Below are 18,534 nucleotides of genomic sequence, written 5' to 3'. Positions count from 1 at the left end.
ACACAGAAATGAGGCCGCCCTGCGTGAAAGCGGGGCGGCCTTTCGCTTTTCTGGCCGCGGACGATGGTCGAGGTGGGCAAGGCGCGCTGCGTCATCTAGTTTTCTTTCGAGGACGGCCAATGCGCCGGATTCGGGAGGGGATATGCAGCCGCAACAGGCACGCACTTTTGTTTGGCTCTGGCGTTTGCTGCCGCCTGCGGCAGGCGCGCTGCTCATTGTCCTGCTGGCTTTTCCGCTCTCTGCCGACGGTGCCGGGAAAAAGATATGGCTCCCGCTGGCGCAGGCCTTCTTTGCGGGCGATGACGGCACAGGGCCGGGGCTTTCCGCGGCAGCCGGTCAGGTTCTGGCGGGCTTCGAGACTAGGGCCGGCCTGCTATATCCCGCCATCATCGCATTGCCGCTCGCCTTGCTGGCATTGCTCCACCGCGAGCGAGCCTGGCGCTTTCGGGATGCCTGTCTGCCGTGGGTGGTGATCCTGGCTACCTGGGCGATGACTTCTTTCGGAGCCTTGCTCGCCGAAAGCAGTATCGAGGCGACGGCGAACGCCCTGAAGCCGCGGCCCTGCAATGTCGAAATGGCGCGCAGCGAACCGGAAACCTGTCTGGGAGCAAACGGGCGGGTCAATATCGCGGCGCGCTATCAGCCGCGTCTTGACGGGTTTCTCGTCCGGTCTGTTTTAGGCCAGCCCGGCGCATTCTGGTTCTTCTTCGGCATCGCGCTGTCGCAGATTACGCTGTTCAACCTCCTGCGAACGGCCTTGCCTGTCTGGGCGCCTGTCCCGCCGGCCATGCTCGCCCTGACAGTGGCGGCTGCAGCGATAGCGGGGTGGAGTCTTGTCACGGGACTCGCCGTACTGGTCCTGACGGTGTCGACATTCACAGTGCTGAGCCTTCACGGCTGGCGCGCCGGTTCATCGCTTGCGCCAGAAACCGCATGACCCACGATACGGACGCCATCATCATCGGGGCCGGGGCTGTCGGGCTGGCCTGTGCCTATGCCCTGGTCCAGCGCGGTTTCGAGACGATCGTGCTGGAGAAGGAAAAGGCGATCGGGCAGGGCGTCTCCTCGCGCAATTCCGAGGTGATCCATGGCGGGCTCTACTATCCCACGGGTTCGCTGAAGGCGCGGCTGTGCGTCGAGGGGCGCCGCAAGCTCCATGATTTCCTCGCCAGCCATCATGTAGCGCATGAACGTTGCGGCAAGCTGGTCGTGGCGACCGAGCCGCACGAGATCGAGCGGCTGGATGCCATCCTCGACCAGGCTGAGGCGAACGGTGTGGAGGGCATGCAGCGCCTGACCCGCGCCGAGGCGCGGGCGCTGGAGCCGGGGCTGCGGGCCGAGGCAGCGCTTCTCTCGCAGACCAGCGGCGTTATGGATGCCCATGGCTATATGGATGCGCTGGCCGGCGAGATTTCTGCCCGGGGCGGGGCGATTGCGGTCAACACGTCGTTCGCAGGCGCCCGGCCGCTGGAGGTCGGCGGTTTTGCGATCCGTACGGGCGGCGATCATGCGACGGAGGTCACGGCGCGCCATCTGGTGATCGCGGCCGGTCTGGGTGCCCAGGCGGCGGCCGGCACGGTGGAGACCTATCCGGCCGATGCGATCCCGCCGCTGCATCTGGGCAAGGGCGTCTATTTCACCATGGCCGGCAAGGCGCCGTTCAGGCACCTCGTCTATCCGCTGCCCATTCCCGGCGCGCTGGGCACGCATTACCGCCGCGATCTGGGCGGGCAGGCGCGGTTCGGGCCGGATCTGGAATTCGTCGCGACCGAGGATTACAGCGTCGACCCGGCCCGCGGCGAGGCCTTCTACGCCACGATCCGCCGTTTCTGGCCGGACCTGCCCGACGGTGCTCTGGTGCCCGACTATGCCGGTATCCGCCCCAAACTGCACGGCCCCGGCGAGCCGCACCCGGACTGGCGCATCGACGGCGCCGGCCAGCACGGCATGAAAGGCCTGGTCACGCTGTTCGGCATTGAAAGCCCGGGGCTCACGGCCTCGCTGGCCATCGGCGAGTATGTCGCCGGGATGCTAGAGGGGTAGCCGCAGAACCGGCAGCCCTGTCATCCCGGATGAATGCCCGGCCTCGGGCTGGCGCAGGTCCGGGACCCATAATCCGGGTTCACGCCTGACAGACTCCGCTATCGAACCCGCTTTTGGCCAATATCGAGTCTATGGCTCCCGGCCCTGCGGCCCGCCTTCGCGGGCCATCCCGCCGGGATGACAAAATTTTGAACGGCAAACGCAGTCCTTGTCGCGGCGCGCCGATCATGCCCAAATCCTGCCGGGGACGGGGAGGCTGACATGACACCATCGCGTTGGGCCTTCGGGCTTTGCATCCTGTTTGCGCTGGCAACGACCCTGCTGACGCTGGCCTTCGGCACGCCGCCGGAACCGGCCGTGCCGCTGCATTCCGGTTTCAGCACCCCCATCCTGGCCCTGGAATTCGCCACGCAGGTGGCGCATCTCGACTTCCTGCAGGGCGAGGCCGGCGCGGAGATGCGCGACTATATCCGGCACGTGCAGTTCATCGATGTCTTCTTCCCCATCGCCTATGCGGGCATGGCCGCCTGCCTCTTCCTGGGCATGGCGATGCGGGGCAATATCTTCGCCGTTCTCGGCGTCGGCCTGGCCGTGGCGACTATCGTTGCGGACTGGCAGGAGAACGCCACGATCGACGATATTCTCGACGAGGTCGAGAACCCGCATTGCAACGCCCAGACCGTGCCGGACGATCAGGCCGGGGATCCGGTCCTGCGCGACTGCCTGTCGGACGAAGTGTTCGAGAATGCTCCGCCGGCGCTGGAGCTGGCCTCCTTCGTGTTCGACAGCTTCCTGCCGATCCGGATCGAATTCCTGCGCGAGGATACCTGGATCAAATGGGCGCTGATGGCGACCTATGCGGTGCTGCTGTCGGCCCTGTTATGGTTCTCCGGCCGGCCGGTCTGGCATGAGTGGCGGCGCTGGCTGGCGGTGCCGCCTGCATTGGCCGCTTTCGCCATCTGCCTCACCTGGCTGACCGGTTCGAACGGGCATGTCGCGGAAATCATGAGCATACTGCTCATTCCATTCATGCTCACTTTTCCCGCCGCTGCGGTGATGTATTTTCTCGCCAAGCCCAAAGGGTCCCGCAAGAAGGGCACCCGCTAGCAAAGGTCGAGGAAACGTCATGAAAGCCCTGGTCAAGGCCAAGCCGGAAGAAGGCATCTGGATGGACGATGTGCCGATGCCCAAGATCGGCCCGGACGATGTGCTGATCCGCATAACCAAGACCGCGATCTGCGGCACCGACATCCACATCTACAACTGGGATGACTGGGCCGCGAAGAATGTGCCGACACCGATGGTCGTGGGCCATGAATATGCCGGCGAGATCGTCGAGGTCGGCGGCAATGTGACCCGCGTGAAAGTGGGCCAGCGTGTGTCCGGCGAGGGCCATGTCGTGGGCGCCACATCGCGCGCGGCGCGGGCAGGCCGTTTCCACCTCGACCCCGACACGCGCGGCGTCGGCGTGAACATTCCCGGCGCCTTTGCCGAATACATGAAACTGCCGGCCTTCAATGTCGTGCCGCTGCCGGAAGAGGTGCCCGACGAGATGGGCGCCATTCTCGACCCGCTGGGCAATGCCGTGCACACGGCGCTGCAGTTCGACATGATCGGCGAGGACGTGCTGATCACCGGTGCCGGACCGATCGGCATCATGGCGGCGGCGATCGCGCGCCATGTCGGCGCCCGCCATGTCGTGCTCACCGACATCAATACGCATCGTCTCCACCTGGCCAGCCAGGTCGCACCGAATATCCGCACGGTCGACGTCTCGAAGGAAGACCTGCGCGATGTGCGCAAGGCGCTGAAGATGACCGAAGGCTTCGATGTGGGCCTGGAAATGTCCGGCGCGCCGCAGGCTTTCGGCTCGATGCTCAACAATATGGTGATGGGGGGCAAGATCGCGATGCTCGGCCTGCCGTCAAAGCCGATCGAGGTGGATTTCGGCCAGCTCGTCCTCAAGGCCATCACACTGAAGGGCGTCTATGGCCGCGAGATGTTCGAGACCTGGTACAAGATGATCGCCATGCTCGAAAGCGGTCTGGACGTCTCGCGCATCATCACCCACCGCTATGCCGCCGACGAATTCCAGAAAGGTTTCGACGCCATGCGCGCGGGCAAGTCGGGCAAGGTGGTCCTGGACTGGGGGTGATCATGGGTGTCGCGGACGCGATAGAAACAGGTTCCGTCGCGCTCGTGTCCGGACTGATGATGGGGGCAATCAGTTTTCTGTTTTTCTTTCTGGTTCTCCGCGCAGGCCTGATCCACGTCGGGCTGGCGCTGAAAGGGATGTCCAGCATCCTGCTTTTGCCCGTTGCGGTTATTCTTGCTCTGGGTTGGAAAATCTTTGTAGCTGGGGAGGCGCCGCTTGTTGATCGGATCCTGCCAGGTCTGATCCTTTTCCTCCCGCCTGTTGCTCTCGCGATCGCAAGCTCAATACCCTTGTCGCGTCTGACGGCTGATCTGAAAGCTGCAGACTCAGCCGGTCTGAGCCATTGGTCCGCCGCCGCCGCGCTGCCCTATGGCGGCGCCTGGTATGGCATTTTGACGTTTTACCATCTTTCACTGACGGCTTAGCGCATGCAGATACTCGCCGAACCGGTTAAACCCTTCCCATGAGGCATCGGATCGCGCCACTCGCCTTTCCCGGTCTGCGAGAAACTGATGCGCCTAGGCGTTCGCAGGCGTCATATGGTTCAATGCACATGCGCCACACGGTTCGCGGTTTTCCGACCGGCCCGAGCCCCGCGAAATCACCGCACAAGCCAGCCTCACGGCGGGCAATATAGTATTGGACTGGAGCTGATCATGGGTGCCGAGAAACGCGTTCCGCTGGAAGGGTTTGTCGAATATGCGCCCGAGGACATGTCGTCCCGGGTTGCGGCCTTCACGGAAAATCTCCGCCGCCGCCGCACGGTGCGCGATTATTCGGACCGTCCGGTCGATCGCGCGATTGTCGAACAGGCCATCCTGGCCGCCGGTTCGGCGCCGTCCGGTGCCAATCACCAGCCCTGGCATTTCGTCGTTCTGACCGACGCTGAACGCCGCAAGGCGCTGCGCGAGGCGGCCGAGGCCGAGGAACGCGCCTTCTATGCCGGCAAGGCGTCGGAGGAATGGCTCGAGGCGCTCGCGCCGCTGGGCACGGATGCCGACAAGCCGTTTCTCGAAACCGCGCCCGTGCTGATCGCGGTCTTCGCCCAGAAGCGCGGCGGCGAGCGCGCGGGGCAGGACAAGAAGAATTACTACATCAATGAGAGCGTCGGCATCGCCTGCGGCTTCCTGCTGGCGGCGCTGCACGAGGCCGGGCTCGTGACGCTCACCCACACACCCAACCCGATGCGCTTCCTCAACGAGGTCTGCGAGCGCCCGGTGACCGAAAAGCCCTACATGCTGATCGTCGGCGGCTATCCGGCCGACGGCGCGACCGTGCCGGAACACGCGCTGGTGAAGAAGTCGCTGGACGAGATCACGACCTGGTTGTGAGCGAACCCGCCGATGGCGGTGTCTTCCCCCGCTCCCCAACCCTCTCCCCAGGGAGAGGGAGTTTCGATCCCGCGTGTCGCAAGAACACCCCTTCTCCCTGGGGAGAAGGTGCCGCGAAGCGGCGGATGAGGGGGAAACACACAACTGATCACCCTCAAAAAAACAGAGCGCCCGGATCGGGGGAGGATCCGGGCGCTAGATTTGCCGACCAACCGTTATCTGATCGGGGCGCTTTTGCCAGGGAAACCGGGAGTGAGGGAACCGGTTTCCCGTTCGGGGTTGGGGGAACCCTAGGCCCGCATGCGCCGGCGGATTGCCGTGAACGACCAGATCAGTGCGACCACCCAGCCGATCACCGTCCAGCCCAGAAGCAGGTTGGTGAGGAAGATCGCAAAGGTGTTGTCGTGACCGCGCAAGAGCGCGATCAGCGTCGGCAGGAACATCAGCAGCAAGGCGATGATGCCGAACTCCGCTCCACCCATCATGACGATCTCCATCTCCGTTTCCACTTCATATCGAATTTCGATATGAATGTATGAGCGCCCCCGGAAGAGCGCAATAGCGGGGAAGGGGGGATTGGACGGATTTTCGTCCCGCCTCTCTTTGGAGGCCTCGGGAATGTCCGGGGAACCGGCTCTTTCAGGCGGTCCTGAGCGCCCGTTCCGCACGCGGCGGGCGGCCGAACTGGCGGCTGTACTCGCGCGAGAACTGGGTCGGGCTTTCATAGCCGATGGCAAAGGCGATGGCCGAGACGCTTTCGGCCGTGTCCGTGAGCCGGCGGCGGGCCTCCATCAGGCGCAGCGTCTTCTGGTATTGCAGCGGTGTCGTGCCGGTCAGGCTGCGGAAATGCTCGTGAAAGGCCGAGGCGCTCATGCCCGCCTCGCGCGCCAGATCGGCGACGGGAAGGGCCGTGTCGAACTCGCGGCGGATGCGCCCGATGGCGCGGGCGATGCGGCTGGCATGACTGTCCGGCCGGGTCAGGCTGGCGAGGAGTGGCGCCTCCGGGCTGCGCAGCAGGCGATAGTGGATTTCCCGGATCGTCAGCGGTGCCAGGACCGGTAGATCGTCCGGCTGGTCGTGCAGGCGGTAAAGACGCGCCATGGCATCGACAAGGGCCGGGTCGGCGGCGGTCACCGTCATCGCGGAGCAGCGATACTGCTCGCGCGGTGGCGGCAGCGCGTCCTGTGGCAGTCCGGCCATGAGTTCGCGCAGCAGCGCGATATCGATCTCCAGGCCGAGCGAAAGATAGGGCGCTTGGGCACTGGCCGTGACGATGCGCGCCGTGGTCGGCAGGTCGAGGCCGACGATCAGGGTCTGGCCGGCGGCGAAAGTGAGCGCGGTATCGCCCATCACGGTCTGCTTGGCGCCTTGCAGGACCAGGCAGAAAATCGGCCGGTAGTCGACGATATCGAGCGGCGTCGGTGCCCGGCTGCGCACAAGGTCGAGTCCGGGCACACCGGTCGCGTTCGGCTGGGCGTCAAAGCCCATGCGGTCGGCATGCCGGGTCATGTCGTGTTTCAGGGTGTCGAGGTCGGTCATGCGGTGCTCCTGCCGGTATGGACTACGCGCGGGGCGTTTGCCGCGCAAGCCGGGCGAGCCGGAGTTCCGGAGGATCGGGCAAGTTTTCCGGAGCATGCGGCAGGCCGGGCATCGGTGCGGCCGCTAGATGAGGGGCGTCTTGAACACCGGAGCCTTTCCCATGACCCAATCAACCACCCCCATCGCCCTGATCACCGGCGGCAGCCGCGGGCTGGGCCGCAATACCGCCATGCATCTCGCCCGCAAGGGCGTCGATGTCATCCTGACCTGGCGCGGCAATCGCGCGGAGGCGGAAAGCGCCATGGCCGAGATCGAGGCGCTGGGACGCCGGGCGGCGATCCTGCAGCTCGACGCCGGCGATATTGCCAGCTTCGCCGGCTTTGCCGAGGCCGTGAAATCCGTCCTGGCCGAGGGCTGGCAGTGCGACCGGATCGACTTCCTGGTCAATAATGCCGGCCATGGCGTCTACAAGCCGTTCGCCGAAGTCACCGAGGCCGAGTTCGACGGGCTGGTGAATGCCCATTTCAAGGGCGTTTTCTTCCTCACCCAGACGTTGCTGCCGCTGATCCGCGATGGCGGGCATGTCGTGAATATCTCCTCGGGTCTGACCCGTATCACGCTGCCCGGCTTTGCCGCCTATGCCGCGATGAAGGGCGCGATCGAGGCGCTCACCCGATACCAGGCCCGTGAACTGGGCGAGCGCGGCATCCGCGTGAATGTGGTCGCGCCCGGCGCGATCGAGACGGATTTCGGCGGCGGCATGGTGCGCGACAATGCGCAGATGAATGCCGAAATCGCCTCGGTGACGGCGCTGGGCCGGGTCGGCCAGCCCGACGATATCGGTGGCGCGATCTCCAGCCTGCTGACCGGCGATTTCGGCTGGCTGACGGCCCAGCGGATCGAGGTCTCCGGCGGCCAGGGGCTGTAACACCATACGTGAACGCCCGCCCCCAAGAGGGGCGGGCGCCACATAATCCGTCATTGCGGATGAGGACCGGTCAGGCGTCGACCGTCGGGAATTCATAATCCTTGTAGATTTCCCGCAGCTTCGTCTTGAGGATCTTGCCGGTGGCGCCGATCGGCATCTCGTCGATGAATTCCACCGCATCCGGCACCCACCATTTGGGCACCTGGCCGCGCAGATAGTCCAGGATCGACCCGGCGTCCGGCGTGATGCCCGGCTTGGGCTGGACGACGAGCAGCGGGCGTTCCTGCCATTTCGGGTGCGGCATGCCCACGGCAGCCGCCATGGCGACGTCCGGATGGCCCATCGCGGCGTTCTCCAGATCGATCGAGGAAATCCATTCCCCGCCGGTCTTGATAACGTCCTTGGAACGGTCGGTGATGGTCATATAGCCATCGCCGTCGAGATAGGCGACATCGCCGGTCCTGAACCAGCCATCCTCGGTGAAGCTGTCGGCGCCTGCACCGCGGTAATAGGCCGAGGCGATCCACGGACCGCGCACCTGAACATGGCCGGAGGACTTGCCGTCCCAGGGCAGTTCCTTGCCTTCATCGTCGACGATACGCATGCCGACACCGAAGACGAGACGGCCCTGCTTGAGCTTGATCTTGATCTGCTCTTCACGGTCCAGCGCGTCATGCTTGGGCAGGGAGGCATTGACCGTGCCCAGCGGGCTCATCTCGGTCATGCCCCAGCCTTGCTGCATGACGACGTCATACTTGTCCTCATAGGCGCGCAGCAGCGCTTCGGGCAGGGCCGAGCCGCCGATCAGCACACGATCGATCGAGTCGATGCGCTTGCCTTCCTGTTCGAGATAGTTGAGCAGGCCCAGCCACACTGTCGGCACGCCGGCGACATAATTGACCTTCTCGCCCTCGATCAGCTCGTGAATGCTCTTCCCGTCCATCTGCGCGCCGGGCATGACCAGCTTGGCGCCGTTCATCGGTGCGGCATAGGGAATGCCCCAGGCATTGACGTGGAACATCGGCACCACCGGCAGGAGGGTGCCGCGCGCGCCGACGCCGATCACGTCCGAGGCCGAGCAGGCCATGGCGTGCAGCACGTTGGAGCGGTGGGAATAAAGGACGCCCTTGGGGTCGCCCGTCGTGCCGGAAGTGTAGCACAGGCCGGCCGCGGTGTACTCGTCGAACACCGGCCAGTCGAAATCGGACGACTGTTCGGCGATCAGTTCCTCATAGGTCTTGCACTTGGTCTTGACCGCATCGGCGTGCGACTTGTCGGTCATCAGCACCCAGTTCTTCACCGACTTGCACATCTTCGAGATGCCGTCGACGATCGGTGCGAACTGCTTGTCGAAGAAGACCGCCTTGGCCTGGGCGTGCTCCAGCATCCACACGATCTGCTTGGGATCGAGACGCGGATTGACCGTGTGCACCACGGCGCCCATGCCGGAAATGCCGTAATAGAGCTCGAAATGGCGATGCGAGTTCCAGGCGATGGTGGCGACCCGGTCGCCCTCGCGAATCTTCAGCTTCTTCTTGAGCGCATTCGCCAGCTGTTTTGTACGCGTATGTGCTTCGGCATAGGTCTCGCGATGAATCTCGCCCGTCTCCGGCAGGCGTGTCACGATCTCCTGGCCGCCATGGCATTTGGCCGCGTGGACAAGAATGTCCGAAATCATCAACGGACAATCCATCATGTGTGCGCGGAATGTCATGCTCTCTCCCCTTAACTGGTCAACCGTTGCGTTGTTGTGGTGTTTTTCCCATCAAACGAATTCCCGGGCTGCGGCGCAATCCCTTTGCTCAATCGATGTGAATTGCCTATGGGGTCCTGACGGCTTTCGCCAGCCAAATCTGCGTCTCATACCGGGAGAGTTCCGATGTCCAGCCCGCTGACCCCGCCGTCCTATTCCGATATCGCCGACGCAGCGGAACGCCTGGCAGGACATGCAGTCCGAACGCCCTTGTTGCGCAATGACGTGCTCGACGAGCGCACCGGCGCCCGGGTGTTCGTGAAGGCGGAATGCCTGCAGCGCACGGGATCATTCAAGTTCCGCGGCGCGTTCAACCGCATTTCGCGCATGGATGCAGATGAAAAGACGCGCGGCGTGATGGCCTATTCCTCGGGCAATCACGCCCAGGGTGTTGCGGCGGCGGCGCGGATCAATGGCACGACGGCCAAGATCCTGATGCCGGCCGACGCGCCGCGCTCGAAGGTCGAGGGTGTGAAATTCTGGGGCGGTGAGGTCGTGGAGTACGATCGCGGCACCCAGAATCGCGAGGAGATGGGCCGCGCCATTGCCGAGGCCGAGGGCCGCGTCCTGGTGCCGCCCTATGAAGACCCCTTCATCATTGCCGGCCAGGGCACGGCTGCGCTGGAAGCCAGCGAACAGATGGCCGAAGCCGGGGCCGTGCCGGATATCGTGATCTGTCCGGCTGGCGGTGGCGGTCTGATCGCCGGGACCGGCATGGCGATGCTGCACCATCACTCGGCCGTCCAGGTGTGGGCAGCCGAACCGGTCGGGTTCGACGATTTCCGCCGCTCGCTTGCCAGCGGCAAGCGGGAAGTCAACGAGCGGCTGACGGGTTCGGTCTGTGACGCGATCATCACGCCGACACCGGGTGAGCTGACCTGGTCGATCAATTCCGGCCAGCTGGCGGGCGGTGCAGCCGTCAGCGATGACGAGGCCCTGGCCGCCGTGGCCTTTGCCTGGCGACATCTGAAAATCGTGGTGGAACCCGGCGGTGCGGTGGCCCTGGCGGCCGTGCTGACCGGCCGGGTCGAGACGCGTGGCAAGACGGTGTGCGTCATTGCCAGCGGCGGCAATGTCGACCGCGCCATGTTCACCCGCGCCCTGGAAAGCCTCTAGACGGCAGCCGCCGGCGCCGCCGCGCCGGCCTTTACCCGCAAGCGTCTACCTAACGATCCGACTCGTCGGTCTGCTCGTAATTCTCGTCCTCGAAACCGGGTTCGTCGCCGGGTTCGGAGCCCTCGTCGTCGAGACCGGCTTCACCGGGTTCGAGTTCGTCCGTTTCCACATTCGCCGGCCGGGCCATGCCCGCCTCGTCCGTGAAGATCAGGACGGGTTCGGAACCGCGGCGCAGATCCTCCTCGATCAGCAGCGGCACGGCCGCATCGTCATCGAGACGCGAGCGATAGACCTGCAGATTCTCCATCACGCGCTGGACGTAATTGCGGGTCTCGGAGAAGGGGATGCTCTCCACCCAGTCGACCGGATCGACATCCGGGTCGCGCGGATCGCCATAGTCCTGGATCCAGCGGCGGGCGCGGTGGGAACCGGCATTGTAGGCCGCCAGTGCCAGCACGTAGGATCCGTCGAAATCCTCCACCACATCGGCCAGGTGATGCATGCCGAGGGTGAGATTGTAGTCCAGATCGTCGGTCAGCCAGCTGAAGCGATAGGGCACGCCGACCTGACGCGCGGTCTGCCGGGCTGTGGCCGGCATCATCTGCATCATGCCGCGGGCACCGGCGCCGGACACCGCGTGCTGTCCGAACTCGGTCTCCTGGCGGATGATCGAGTGCGTCAGGGCGTCCTCGGGACGCAGCGCCGCGCTCTGGGGCAGGGTGATCGTGGGATAGGCGCTTTGCGGCAGGATGATGCCGCGCTGGCGGGCCGCCTTTGCGGCGCGCACCGACTGGCGCATGTAGAGATATTCGCTCGCCAGACGGGCCAGCAGCACCGATTCCGCCGGATCGCTCAGCTGGTCGTCCAGCCGGTAGGAGAGCAGGCGGAAATAGTATTCCTCATTCTGCTCGGCCAGAAGCCGCATCGCCCGCACCAGCGGTCGCGCTTCGAAGCGCACGCGGGTCGCTTCGTCCGGCTCCGGCTCGCGTTCCAGCGCCATGACGCCGCCACCGGAGGCATCCGGCAATTGCGCCAGGGCGAGCTGGCCGTAGAAGGCGGTCGAGTGCTCGCCGGCTTCGGCATAATAGGCGGCAGCTTCCCCGTGGCGGCCAAGTGCATCGGCAGCACGGGCCATCCAGTAGGAACCGCGCGAGCGCGAGACCGGCGTGGAGACATTGTCCCGCAGATGCGTGAAGTGGGCGAGGGCCTCTTCGGGACGGTCGAGGTGGACGAGGGCGAGCCAGCCGGCGACGAATTCGGCATCGGCAAAATCGGCGCCTTCGCTCATGCCATGGGCACGGGCCAGGGCATAGGCTGTTTCGTAATCGCGATCGCGCACCAGGTTGAGGATCATGAGCTTGCGCTCGGTCCACATCAGTTCAAGCGCATCGGTATTGCCGTAGCTGTCCGGCAATTGCAGCAGCAGCGGCAGCGTGGTGTCGGTGAGACCGGCCCGGCGGCGCCAGCGGGCGCGTTCGAACACCAGCCCGGCATCGTTCGACAGCGAGGCGGGCACGCGATCGACGGCGCGGTCGACACCGCTCTGACGGCCGGCCAGGCGCAGGCGGGCATCGGCCAGGTCGTGATTATTGCCCGACAGCAGCGGCAGGACCCGGCGCGCTGCGGTACGCTGGTTCGACCAGATCAGATAGTCGATCCGCGCCATGTGATCGTCTTCGGTGAAGAGGTCGCGATGGGCCTGATAGGTCTCGCTCTGCACCGAAAGGGGCAGGAATTCATTGCGCCAGGTTTCGCGCAGCAGGGTCTCGCCTTCCTCGACGCGACCGGTCTCGATCAGCGCTTCGGCGTATTCAACAGCGCCGCGTCCGGTCGTCGGCGGATTGTTCTCGAACCAGGAGACAATGAAGGGCGCGGTCATGCCGCTTTCATCGATCTTGGACTCGGCTTCCGAGCGGATGAAGCTGTCCCGCGGCCAGTTGTCCAGCTCGTTCAGCGCCATGTCGAGTTCGAGGAAGCTCGCGCGGGCATCGCCCAGGGCGATGCGCCAAAGCAGGACATCGCGGGCCGAGGTGTCGGTGAGTTCATCGCGGATCTCGCGCACGCGGATCCAGTCCTCATCGTCGGCCGCGTCGAGACCGCGCTGGAAGCGCGTGAAATCGGCGTCCGAGAGGTATTGCGAGAAATTCACCGGATCCGGCCGCATGCGCGGCGTGGGAATCTGGGCAGAGGCCGGCACGGCAAGGGCAATGAGTGCCAGCGCGGAAAGGCAACGAGCGATCATGGATCGTAGGACACTTTCTGACCGAAGGGGCATGACATCATCGCTGCAAGACCGGCTCACTGTCCAGACTTGACAACAAGACTTGGCCGTTTCTGTGCCCGCCGATATGGTCGCGCGCTCGCTTTTCGGTTTCCGGGATTGAAACATGTTCAAAGGGTCCATCACTGCGCTGGTCACGCCGTTCAAGAATGGTGCCGTCGACGAGGCGGCCGTTGCCGCGCTGGCCGAACGCCAGATCGAGGCCGGTTCGCACGGCCTGGTGCCCTGCGGAACCACCGGCGAGAACGCGACGCTGACCTTCGAGGAGCATATGCGTGTCGTCGAGATCGTCGTCGAGACGGCGCGCGGCCGCGTCCCGGTGATCGCCGGCACGGGCTCGAACAATACCGCCGTCGCGATCCAGAACCAGATCCGTGCGAAGGAACTCGGTGCCGATGCCGGCCTGATTGCCGCGCCCTACTACAACAAGCCGAATGCCGAAGGCCTGTTCCAGCACTACAAGGCGATCAATGACGCCGTCGATCTGCCGATCGTCGTCTACAATGTGCCGGGCCGGACCGTCATCGACATGCAGGCCGATACCGTGGCCCGTATCGCCACGCTGGAACATGTCGTGGGCATCAAGGATGCCACGGGCGATGTCGCCCGCGTGACCCAGCACCGCCGCCTGATCGGCACGGATTTCGTGCAGCTGTCCGGTGATGATCCGACCGCACTGGGCTATAATGCGACAGGCGGTGTCGGCGCGATCTCCGTCACCTCGAATGTGGCGCCGGCCCTGTGCGCGCAATTCCAGGCGGCCACGCTGGCCGGTGACTGGAACACGGCGCGCGAGATTAATGACAGGCTGCTGCCGCTGCACCATGCCTTGTTCACCTCGGCCAGCCCCGGCCCGACCAAGTATGCGATGTCGCTGCTCGGCGTGATGAATACCGAGCTGCGCCTGCCGCTGACCGAGCCGAACGAGGCGTCGAAGGCTGCAGTCCGCGAGGCGATGGTCATTGCCGGACTGCTGGACGCGGCCTAGATGATGCGCCCATGAGCAAACCCAAGACAGAGACCGGCGCCGTCGCCGTCAACCGGCGCGCCCGGTTCGACTACGAGATCGAGGAGACGTTCGAAGCCGGCCTGATGCTGATGGGCTCGGAGGTCAAATCCCTGCGCGAAGGCCGGGCCAATATCGCCGAGAGCTATGTCAGCCCGGAGCGCGGCGAGATCTGGCTGGTCAATGCCGACATTCCGCCCTACGGACCGGCCAACCGCTTCAACCATGAGCCGCGCCGCCATCGCAAGCTCCTGCTCAAGCGCAACGAGATCGAGAAACTGGCCGGCGCGGTGACCCGCGACGGGCGGACGATCATCCCGCTGCGGCTCTTCTTCAACAATCGCGGGATCGCCAAGCTCCAGATCGGCCTGGCCAAGGGCAAGAAGACCGTCGACAAGCGCGAGACGATCAAGCGCCGCGAATGGGACAAGCAGAAGTCCCGTCTTCTGAAGAATTACGGCTGACCCGCGTCAGCCCGCGACGCTGTCCACGACTTCCACGGCAAACCGGTCCCGATAGGCTTGCGGCGTGATGCCCAGCTGGCGGGCAAAGCTGCGCCGCATGCGTTCGTCATTGCCGAACCCGGTACGCATGGCGATGGTCTTGATGCTGACGCCGGGATTTTCCAGCATGGCGCGGGCCGCCTCGACGCGCATCTGCTCGACGGCGCGGGCCGGTGTCATGCCGGTTTCCTCGGTATAGATCCGGGCGAAATTGCGCGGGCTCATGCCGCTGCGATGGGCGAGGGCGTCGACCCGCAGGTCGGCCGTCAGATTGTCCTTCATCCAGAAATGCAGGGCGTCGAACTTACCGGTGGCCGATTGGGTCTGCTGTTTCAGCGCTTCGGAGAATTGCGACTGGCCGCCGGGCCGCTTGACGTAGACCAGCATGTTGCGCGCCAGCTCGAGAGCCAGGTCGCGGCCGTGATCGGTCTCGACCAGTGCAAGTGCGAGGTCGATCCCGGCGGTCACACCGGCCGATGTCCACACGCCCTTGTCCTCGATAAAGATCGGATCGGCATCGATATCCGCCCTGGGGCAGATCCGGGCCAGATCGCTACAGCGCTGCCAGTGGGTCACGGCGCGCCGGCCGTCGAGCAGTCCGGCGGCGCCCAGCAGGAAAGCGCCGGTGCAGGTCGAGGCCACGCGTCCGCACTTTTCCGCCGCGCGCTGGATACCGGCCACGAGCCGGTTGTCGCGGCTGGCCGCATAGACCCCGTCCCCGCCGCACGCGATCAGCGTGTCGCTGGTGTCCAGGCCGACACCGGCCAGGCGCCGCGTGTTCAGCGCGACCCCCGTGTCGGTCGTCACCGGACCGCCATACAGCGAGGCGAGGGTGGTGTTGTAGGCATCCCGGCCGAGCAGCTCGTTGGCATCGGAAAACACCTGCAGCGGACCGGTCACGTCCAGCAGCTTGACCCGGTCATAGGTCAGGAAGGCGATGTGGCGTTCGATGTGTTCGGGTTTGGCAGGAAATGTGGGCATAACGTCATTTGTGCCATCGCTTCTTCGAAATATCAAACCGCAAAGCGACGCGGGAAGGAAGAGAGCGATGCAATCTGGGCGAATGGATACGGTCCTGAACGAGACCTGCCCCTGGTCGGGCAAGCCGGTGGCGGCCGACAGTCTGACGGATTATCGCGGACACACTGTCGGCTTCTGTAACCCCGGATGTCGCGACAAGTTCCGGGTGGCGCTGCAGTTTTTTGACGGCTTGATGAAGACACCGGTCAGCGGTGTCAGTGAGAGGGTTAACAAAACATGAAATCTGTGGACAAGCCGGAGGAGGCTCCGCTCAACGCCTTGGTTCAAAAGGATGTCGGCGCCGACCTGGCGTGGGTCTCGAGGTCTGTAGAGGCCGCGTTTTCTGCCATGGTTAACGGTCCGGTCGCCCCGGCGGTGCCTGCCGCCACGATCGGCGAACGCCTGTCGCGGATCGATCTGTCTGCAGGCAAAGGGCTGCAGAGTGCGGTCGACGAAGCGGCATCGCTGATGGCCGACGGCGATCTTCTTTCGGCGCACGCGCGGTGTTTCGGCTATTTCAACCCGACGCCGGCCTGGCCCGGCGTTGTGGCCGATCTTCTTTCTGCCGTGCGCAATCCGCAACTGTGCGTCGTCAGTCATGCGCCGGCCTCGGTGATGATGGAGCGCAAGCTGATCGCGTGGTTGAACGAGGCGCTCGGCTTTCCGGCGACCGCGACCGGTCATTTCACCTCCGGCGGTTCGGAAGCCAATGCGACGGGCCTGCAGGTGGCGCTGGCGCGGCTTTTTCCTGGCTATGACGCGGACGGGGCCGCGGCCCTGCCGGGCCCGGCGCGTCTCTATGCCTCTGCCGATAGTCATCTGGCCTGGATCAAGCTGGCGCGGGCCGCGGGGCTGGGACGCAACGCGGTCTCGCTCATCCCGACGGACGGATCCGGGCGGCTCGATCCCGATGCCTTGCGCCGGGCGATCTCGGACGACCGGGCCGCCGGTGCGGCGCCGGTGATGATCGCCGCCACGGCCGGCACCACGAATGCCGGCCTGATCGATCCGCTGCATGCCTGTGCGGATATCGCGGCAGAGACGGGTCTGCATCTTCATGTCGATGCAGCCTGGGCCGGGGCGCTGATCGTTGACGAGACCCGCCGTCCGCTGCTGGACGGGATCGAACGGGCCGACAGCGTGACCGTCGATGCCCATAAATGGCTCGCCGTGCCGATGGGGGCAGGCATGGTCTTTGTGCGCGATGCCGAGGCCCTGTCCCGCGCCTTTGCCGTGGCGACGAGCTATATGCCCGCCGGCGACGGGGTGGATGCCTATGTGACCAGCTATCAGTGGTCGCGGCGCTTCATCGGTCTGCGGCTGTGGATGACGCTGCGCACGATCGGTGTTGCGGGCTATCGCGCCATGTTCGATCGCCAGTTCGCGCTGGCCGATGCGCTGCGTGACGGGCTCACGGCGCGCGGCTGGAACATCCGGAATGCCTCGCCGCTGCCCGTCGTGCTGTTCGAGGATCCCGACGGCCGCGAAAGTGCAGCCCTCGCGGCCTGGCTGGAAGCAGATGGCCAGGCCTGGCTGGGACATGTCGTCTTTGAAGGGCGAACGGCGCTGCGGGCCTGCATCACCAGCTATCTGACCGGCCCCGACGATATCGAGGTTCTGCTCGATCGACTGGATGCGGCCCGGGCGGCGGTTCAGCCGGCGTCGAGATAGGTGCGGATGTCGGCGAACACGCTGTCGAACATGGCTTCGGTGAGCCGGCCGGTATTCGTGTTGTAGCGCGAGCAGTGATAGCTGTCGAAGAGCTGCAGCGGGCCGTTGGGACCGTCCAGCTTCGCCCGGGCGCCGTGACCGAAGGTGGCGTCCTTCATCTTGTGGCCCAGCGCGCGCAGCGTGTTGTCGTGCGAGATCTTGCCCAGGCAAAGCACAGCCTGAAGCCGGGGCAGGGCCGCAATCCGCGACGTGAGGAAGGGGCGGCAGGCATTGGCTTCCGCACCGACGGGCTTGTTCTCCGGCGGCACGCAACGCACGGCATTGGTGATCATCGCATCGACAAGCGTCAGCCCGTCATCGGGCCGGCTGTCATAGGTGCCGCGGGTGAAACCGAACTTGCCCAGCGTGGCGTAGAGCAGATCGCCCGCCCAGTCGCCGGTGAAGGGGCGGCCGGTGCGGTTGGCGCCGCGCAGCCCGGGCGCCAGCCCCACGACCAGAAGCCGCGCCTGCGGATCGCCGAAGGATTCAACCGGCGCATTGTGCCAGTCCGGATGGTCGCGCGCCGTCGCTTCGCGGAAGGCGACGAGGCGGGGGCAGAGCGGGCAGTCGAGCGGGGCCTCGGCCGGATAGGCTGCGCTCACGAACCGCCTCCGTTGCGCCCGATCATGCCTTCCAGATCGGCCAGCTCGATGAAGGTGTCGGCGGCCCGGCGCAGATCGTCGGAGACCATGGAGGGCTGGGTCTTCAGCGAGGAGACCACGCTCACCCGGGCACCGCGGGACTGGGCGGCCTGGATGGCGCGCCGGAAATCGCCATCGCCGGAGAACAGGATGATGTGGTCGAGATAGGTGGCGGCCTCGACCATGTCGATCGCCAGTTCGATATCCATATCGCCCTTGATGCGGCGGCGGCCGCTATCGTCGGTAAACTCGCGTGCCGGCTTCGTGATCACCGAGAAGCCGTTATAGTCCAGCCAGTCGACGAGCGGGCGCAGCGGATTGTAATCCTCATGCTCCAGGAGGGCGGTGTAGTAATTCGCGCGGATCAGCTTGCCGCGCTTGCGGAATTCATCCAGCAGCCGCTTGAAGTCGATGTCGAAATCCAGCGCCTTGGTGGTGGAGAACAGGTTGGCGCCGTCGATGAAAAGACCGATGCGCTCGTCGGGATAAAATGCCATCTGATTGTATC

19 protein-coding genes are annotated in these 18,534 nt (G+C 65.0%); 12 read left to right on the top strand and 7 right to left on the bottom strand.

All coding sequences use genetic code 11. The features are described 5' to 3' along the window. Positions 1–142: 142 nt before the first annotated feature. The 6 genes from ABJO18_RS16600 to ABJO18_RS16575 all read left to right on the top strand — a co-directional run bounded on the left by ABJO18_RS16600 (position 143) and on the right by ABJO18_RS16575 (position 5,529). Positions 143–937, top strand: a complete 795-nt coding sequence (locus ABJO18_RS16600; protein WP_348509174.1) for a hypothetical protein — start codon at positions 143–145, stop codon at positions 935–937. Then, positions 934–2,043, top strand: a complete 1,110-nt coding sequence (locus ABJO18_RS16595) for an NAD(P)/FAD-dependent oxidoreductase (protein WP_348516017.1) — start codon at positions 934–936, stop codon at positions 2,041–2,043. Before ABJO18_RS16600 ends, ABJO18_RS16595 begins: the two co-directional genes overlap by 4 nt. A gap of 261 nt (positions 2,044–2,304) precedes the next feature. Further along, complete coding sequence (locus tag ABJO18_RS16590) at positions 2,305–3,150, top strand: hypothetical protein (protein WP_348509300.1); 846 nt, start codon at positions 2,305–2,307, stop codon at positions 3,148–3,150. Between the two features lie 19 nt (positions 3,151–3,169). After that, on the top strand, positions 3,170–4,198 hold the full coding sequence (gene tdh, locus ABJO18_RS16585; protein ID WP_348509301.1) for an L-threonine 3-dehydrogenase: 1,029 nt from the start codon (positions 3,170–3,172) through the stop codon (positions 4,196–4,198). A gap of 2 nt (positions 4,199–4,200) precedes the next feature. Continuing rightward, positions 4,201–4,623, top strand: a complete 423-nt coding sequence (locus tag ABJO18_RS16580; RefSeq protein WP_348509302.1) for a hypothetical protein — start codon at positions 4,201–4,203, stop codon at positions 4,621–4,623. A gap of 231 nt (positions 4,624–4,854) precedes the next feature. Next, positions 4,855–5,529, top strand: a complete 675-nt coding sequence (locus tag ABJO18_RS16575; RefSeq protein ID WP_348509303.1) for a nitroreductase family protein — start codon at positions 4,855–4,857, stop codon at positions 5,527–5,529. A 290-nt stretch (positions 5,530–5,819) separates the two neighbouring features. On the opposite strand, the gene ABJO18_RS16570 is transcribed toward ABJO18_RS16575, so the two are convergent. Beyond that, positions 5,820–6,014: a superinfection immunity protein gene (locus ABJO18_RS16570; RefSeq protein ID WP_291888338.1), complete on the bottom strand. Its 195-nt coding sequence runs from the start codon at positions 6,012–6,014 to the stop codon at positions 5,820–5,822. Between the two features lie 154 nt (positions 6,015–6,168). Next, a complete protein-coding gene (locus ABJO18_RS16565) occupies positions 6,169–7,068 on the bottom strand; it encodes an AraC family transcriptional regulator (protein WP_348509304.1) in 900 nt (299 codons plus the stop codon). A gap of 160 nt (positions 7,069–7,228) precedes the next feature. Between ABJO18_RS16565 and ABJO18_RS16560 the strand changes: the two genes are divergently transcribed. Further along, positions 7,229–7,996: an SDR family oxidoreductase gene (locus ABJO18_RS16560; protein ID WP_348509305.1), complete on the top strand. Its 768-nt coding sequence runs from the start codon at positions 7,229–7,231 to the stop codon at positions 7,994–7,996. A 70-nt stretch (positions 7,997–8,066) separates the two neighbouring features. Here ABJO18_RS16560 and ABJO18_RS16555 read toward each other — a convergent pair whose 3' ends face one another. Beyond that, entirely contained in the window at positions 8,067–9,710 is a 1,644-nt protein-coding gene (locus ABJO18_RS16555; protein WP_348508728.1) for a long-chain-fatty-acid--CoA ligase, read from the bottom strand. Positions 9,711–9,875: 165 nt separating this feature from the next. Between ABJO18_RS16555 and ABJO18_RS16550 the strand changes: the two genes are divergently transcribed. Further along, entirely contained in the window at positions 9,876–10,865 is a 990-nt protein-coding gene (locus ABJO18_RS16550; protein WP_348508727.1) for a threonine/serine dehydratase, read from the top strand. 49 nt (positions 10,866–10,914) lie between these two features. Here the strand turns inward: ABJO18_RS16550 and ABJO18_RS16545 are convergent, their stop codons facing one another. Continuing rightward, on the bottom strand, positions 10,915–13,107 hold the full coding sequence (locus tag ABJO18_RS16545) for a lytic transglycosylase domain-containing protein (protein ID WP_348516016.1): 2,193 nt from the start codon (positions 13,105–13,107) through the stop codon (positions 10,915–10,917). Positions 13,108–13,252: 145 nt separating this feature from the next. Here ABJO18_RS16545 and dapA point away from each other — a divergent pair, with 145 nt between their 5' ends. Next, positions 13,253–14,134 (top strand): 4-hydroxy-tetrahydrodipicolinate synthase, encoded by an 882-nt coding sequence (dapA, locus tag ABJO18_RS16540; protein WP_348508725.1) that lies wholly within the window; start codon positions 13,253–13,255, stop codon positions 14,132–14,134. An 11-nt stretch (positions 14,135–14,145) separates the two neighbouring features. After that, positions 14,146–14,616 carry an SsrA-binding protein SmpB gene (smpB, locus tag ABJO18_RS16535; RefSeq protein WP_348508724.1) on the top strand — a complete coding sequence of 157 codons (471 nt, stop codon included), beginning with the start codon at positions 14,146–14,148 and terminating at the stop codon, positions 14,614–14,616. 6 nt (positions 14,617–14,622) lie between these two features. Here the strand turns inward: smpB and ABJO18_RS16530 are convergent, their stop codons facing one another. Continuing rightward, a complete protein-coding gene (locus tag ABJO18_RS16530) occupies positions 14,623–15,636 on the bottom strand; it encodes a GlxA family transcriptional regulator (RefSeq protein ID WP_348508723.1) in 1,014 nt (337 codons plus the stop codon). 82 nt (positions 15,637–15,718) lie between these two features. Here ABJO18_RS16530 and ABJO18_RS16525 point away from each other — a divergent pair, with 82 nt between their 5' ends. Together ABJO18_RS16525 and ABJO18_RS16520 are read left to right on the top strand one after the other, a co-directional pair. Continuing rightward, a complete protein-coding gene (locus ABJO18_RS16525; RefSeq protein ID WP_348508722.1) occupies positions 15,719–15,916 on the top strand; it encodes a glutathione S-transferase in 198 nt (65 codons plus the stop codon). Then, the gene (locus ABJO18_RS16520) at positions 15,913–17,346 is read left to right on the top strand and encodes a pyridoxal-dependent decarboxylase (RefSeq protein ID WP_348508721.1); all 1,434 of its coding nucleotides are present in this window, start codon (positions 15,913–15,915) and stop codon (positions 17,344–17,346) included. The genes ABJO18_RS16525 and ABJO18_RS16520 overlap by 4 nt, the downstream gene beginning before the upstream one ends. Here the strand turns inward: ABJO18_RS16520 and ABJO18_RS16515 are convergent. Beyond that, complete coding sequence (locus tag ABJO18_RS16515) at positions 17,328–17,987, bottom strand: uracil-DNA glycosylase (RefSeq protein WP_348508720.1); 660 nt, start codon at positions 17,985–17,987, stop codon at positions 17,328–17,330. The two genes, ABJO18_RS16520 and ABJO18_RS16515, sit on opposite strands and share 19 nt — an antisense overlap. Beyond that, the gene (locus ABJO18_RS16510) at positions 17,984–18,523 is read right to left on the bottom strand and encodes an NYN domain-containing protein (protein ID WP_348508719.1); all 540 of its coding nucleotides are present in this window, start codon (positions 18,521–18,523) and stop codon (positions 17,984–17,986) included. Before ABJO18_RS16510 ends, ABJO18_RS16515 begins: the two co-directional genes overlap by 4 nt. Between the last annotated feature and the right edge of the window lie 11 nt (positions 18,524–18,534).

The sequence above is a fragment of the Maricaulis sp. genome (assembly GCF_039978735.1).
GTDB lineage: Bacteria > Pseudomonadota > Alphaproteobacteria > Caulobacterales > Maricaulaceae > Maricaulis.
This window is presented reverse-complemented; position numbering and strand designations above follow the sequence as displayed.

Excerpts from the sequence above, each read along its gene's own strand:
- ABJO18_RS16600 (WP_348509174.1), top strand. The coding sequence starts at position 143 with ATGCAGCCGCAACAGGCACGCACTTTTGTTTGGCTCTGGCGTTTGCTG.
- ABJO18_RS16595 (WP_348516017.1), top strand. The coding sequence starts at position 934 with ATGACCCACGATACGGACGCCATCATCATCGGGGCCGGGGCTGTCGGG.
- ABJO18_RS16590 (WP_348509300.1), top strand. The coding sequence starts at position 2,305 with ATGACACCATCGCGTTGGGCCTTCGGGCTTTGCATCCTGTTTGCGCTG.
- tdh (WP_348509301.1), top strand. The coding sequence starts at position 3,170 with ATGAAAGCCCTGGTCAAGGCCAAGCCGGAAGAAGGCATCTGGATGGAC.
- ABJO18_RS16580 (WP_348509302.1), top strand. The coding sequence starts at position 4,201 with ATGGGTGTCGCGGACGCGATAGAAACAGGTTCCGTCGCGCTCGTGTCC.
- ABJO18_RS16575 (WP_348509303.1), top strand. The coding sequence starts at position 4,855 with ATGGGTGCCGAGAAACGCGTTCCGCTGGAAGGGTTTGTCGAATATGCG.
- ABJO18_RS16570 (WP_291888338.1), bottom strand. The coding sequence starts at position 6,014 with ATGATGGGTGGAGCGGAGTTCGGCATCATCGCCTTGCTGCTGATGTTC.
- ABJO18_RS16565 (WP_348509304.1), bottom strand. The coding sequence starts at position 7,068 with ATGACCGACCTCGACACCCTGAAACACGACATGACCCGGCATGCCGAC.
- ABJO18_RS16560 (WP_348509305.1), top strand. The coding sequence starts at position 7,229 with ATGACCCAATCAACCACCCCCATCGCCCTGATCACCGGCGGCAGCCGC.
- ABJO18_RS16555 (WP_348508728.1), bottom strand. The coding sequence starts at position 9,710 with ATGACATTCCGCGCACACATGATGGATTGTCCGTTGATGATTTCGGAC.
- ABJO18_RS16550 (WP_348508727.1), top strand. The coding sequence starts at position 9,876 with ATGTCCAGCCCGCTGACCCCGCCGTCCTATTCCGATATCGCCGACGCA.
- ABJO18_RS16545 (WP_348516016.1), bottom strand. The coding sequence starts at position 13,107 with ATGATCGCTCGTTGCCTTTCCGCGCTGGCACTCATTGCCCTTGCCGTG.
- dapA (WP_348508725.1), top strand. The coding sequence starts at position 13,253 with ATGTTCAAAGGGTCCATCACTGCGCTGGTCACGCCGTTCAAGAATGGT.
- smpB (WP_348508724.1), top strand. The coding sequence starts at position 14,146 with ATGAGCAAACCCAAGACAGAGACCGGCGCCGTCGCCGTCAACCGGCGC.
- ABJO18_RS16530 (WP_348508723.1), bottom strand. The coding sequence starts at position 15,636 with ATGCCCACATTTCCTGCCAAACCCGAACACATCGAACGCCACATCGCC.
- ABJO18_RS16525 (WP_348508722.1), top strand. The coding sequence starts at position 15,719 with ATGGATACGGTCCTGAACGAGACCTGCCCCTGGTCGGGCAAGCCGGTG.
- ABJO18_RS16520 (WP_348508721.1), top strand. The coding sequence starts at position 15,913 with ATGAAATCTGTGGACAAGCCGGAGGAGGCTCCGCTCAACGCCTTGGTT.
- ABJO18_RS16510 (WP_348508719.1), bottom strand. The coding sequence starts at position 18,523 with ATGGCATTTTATCCCGACGAGCGCATCGGTCTTTTCATCGACGGCGCC.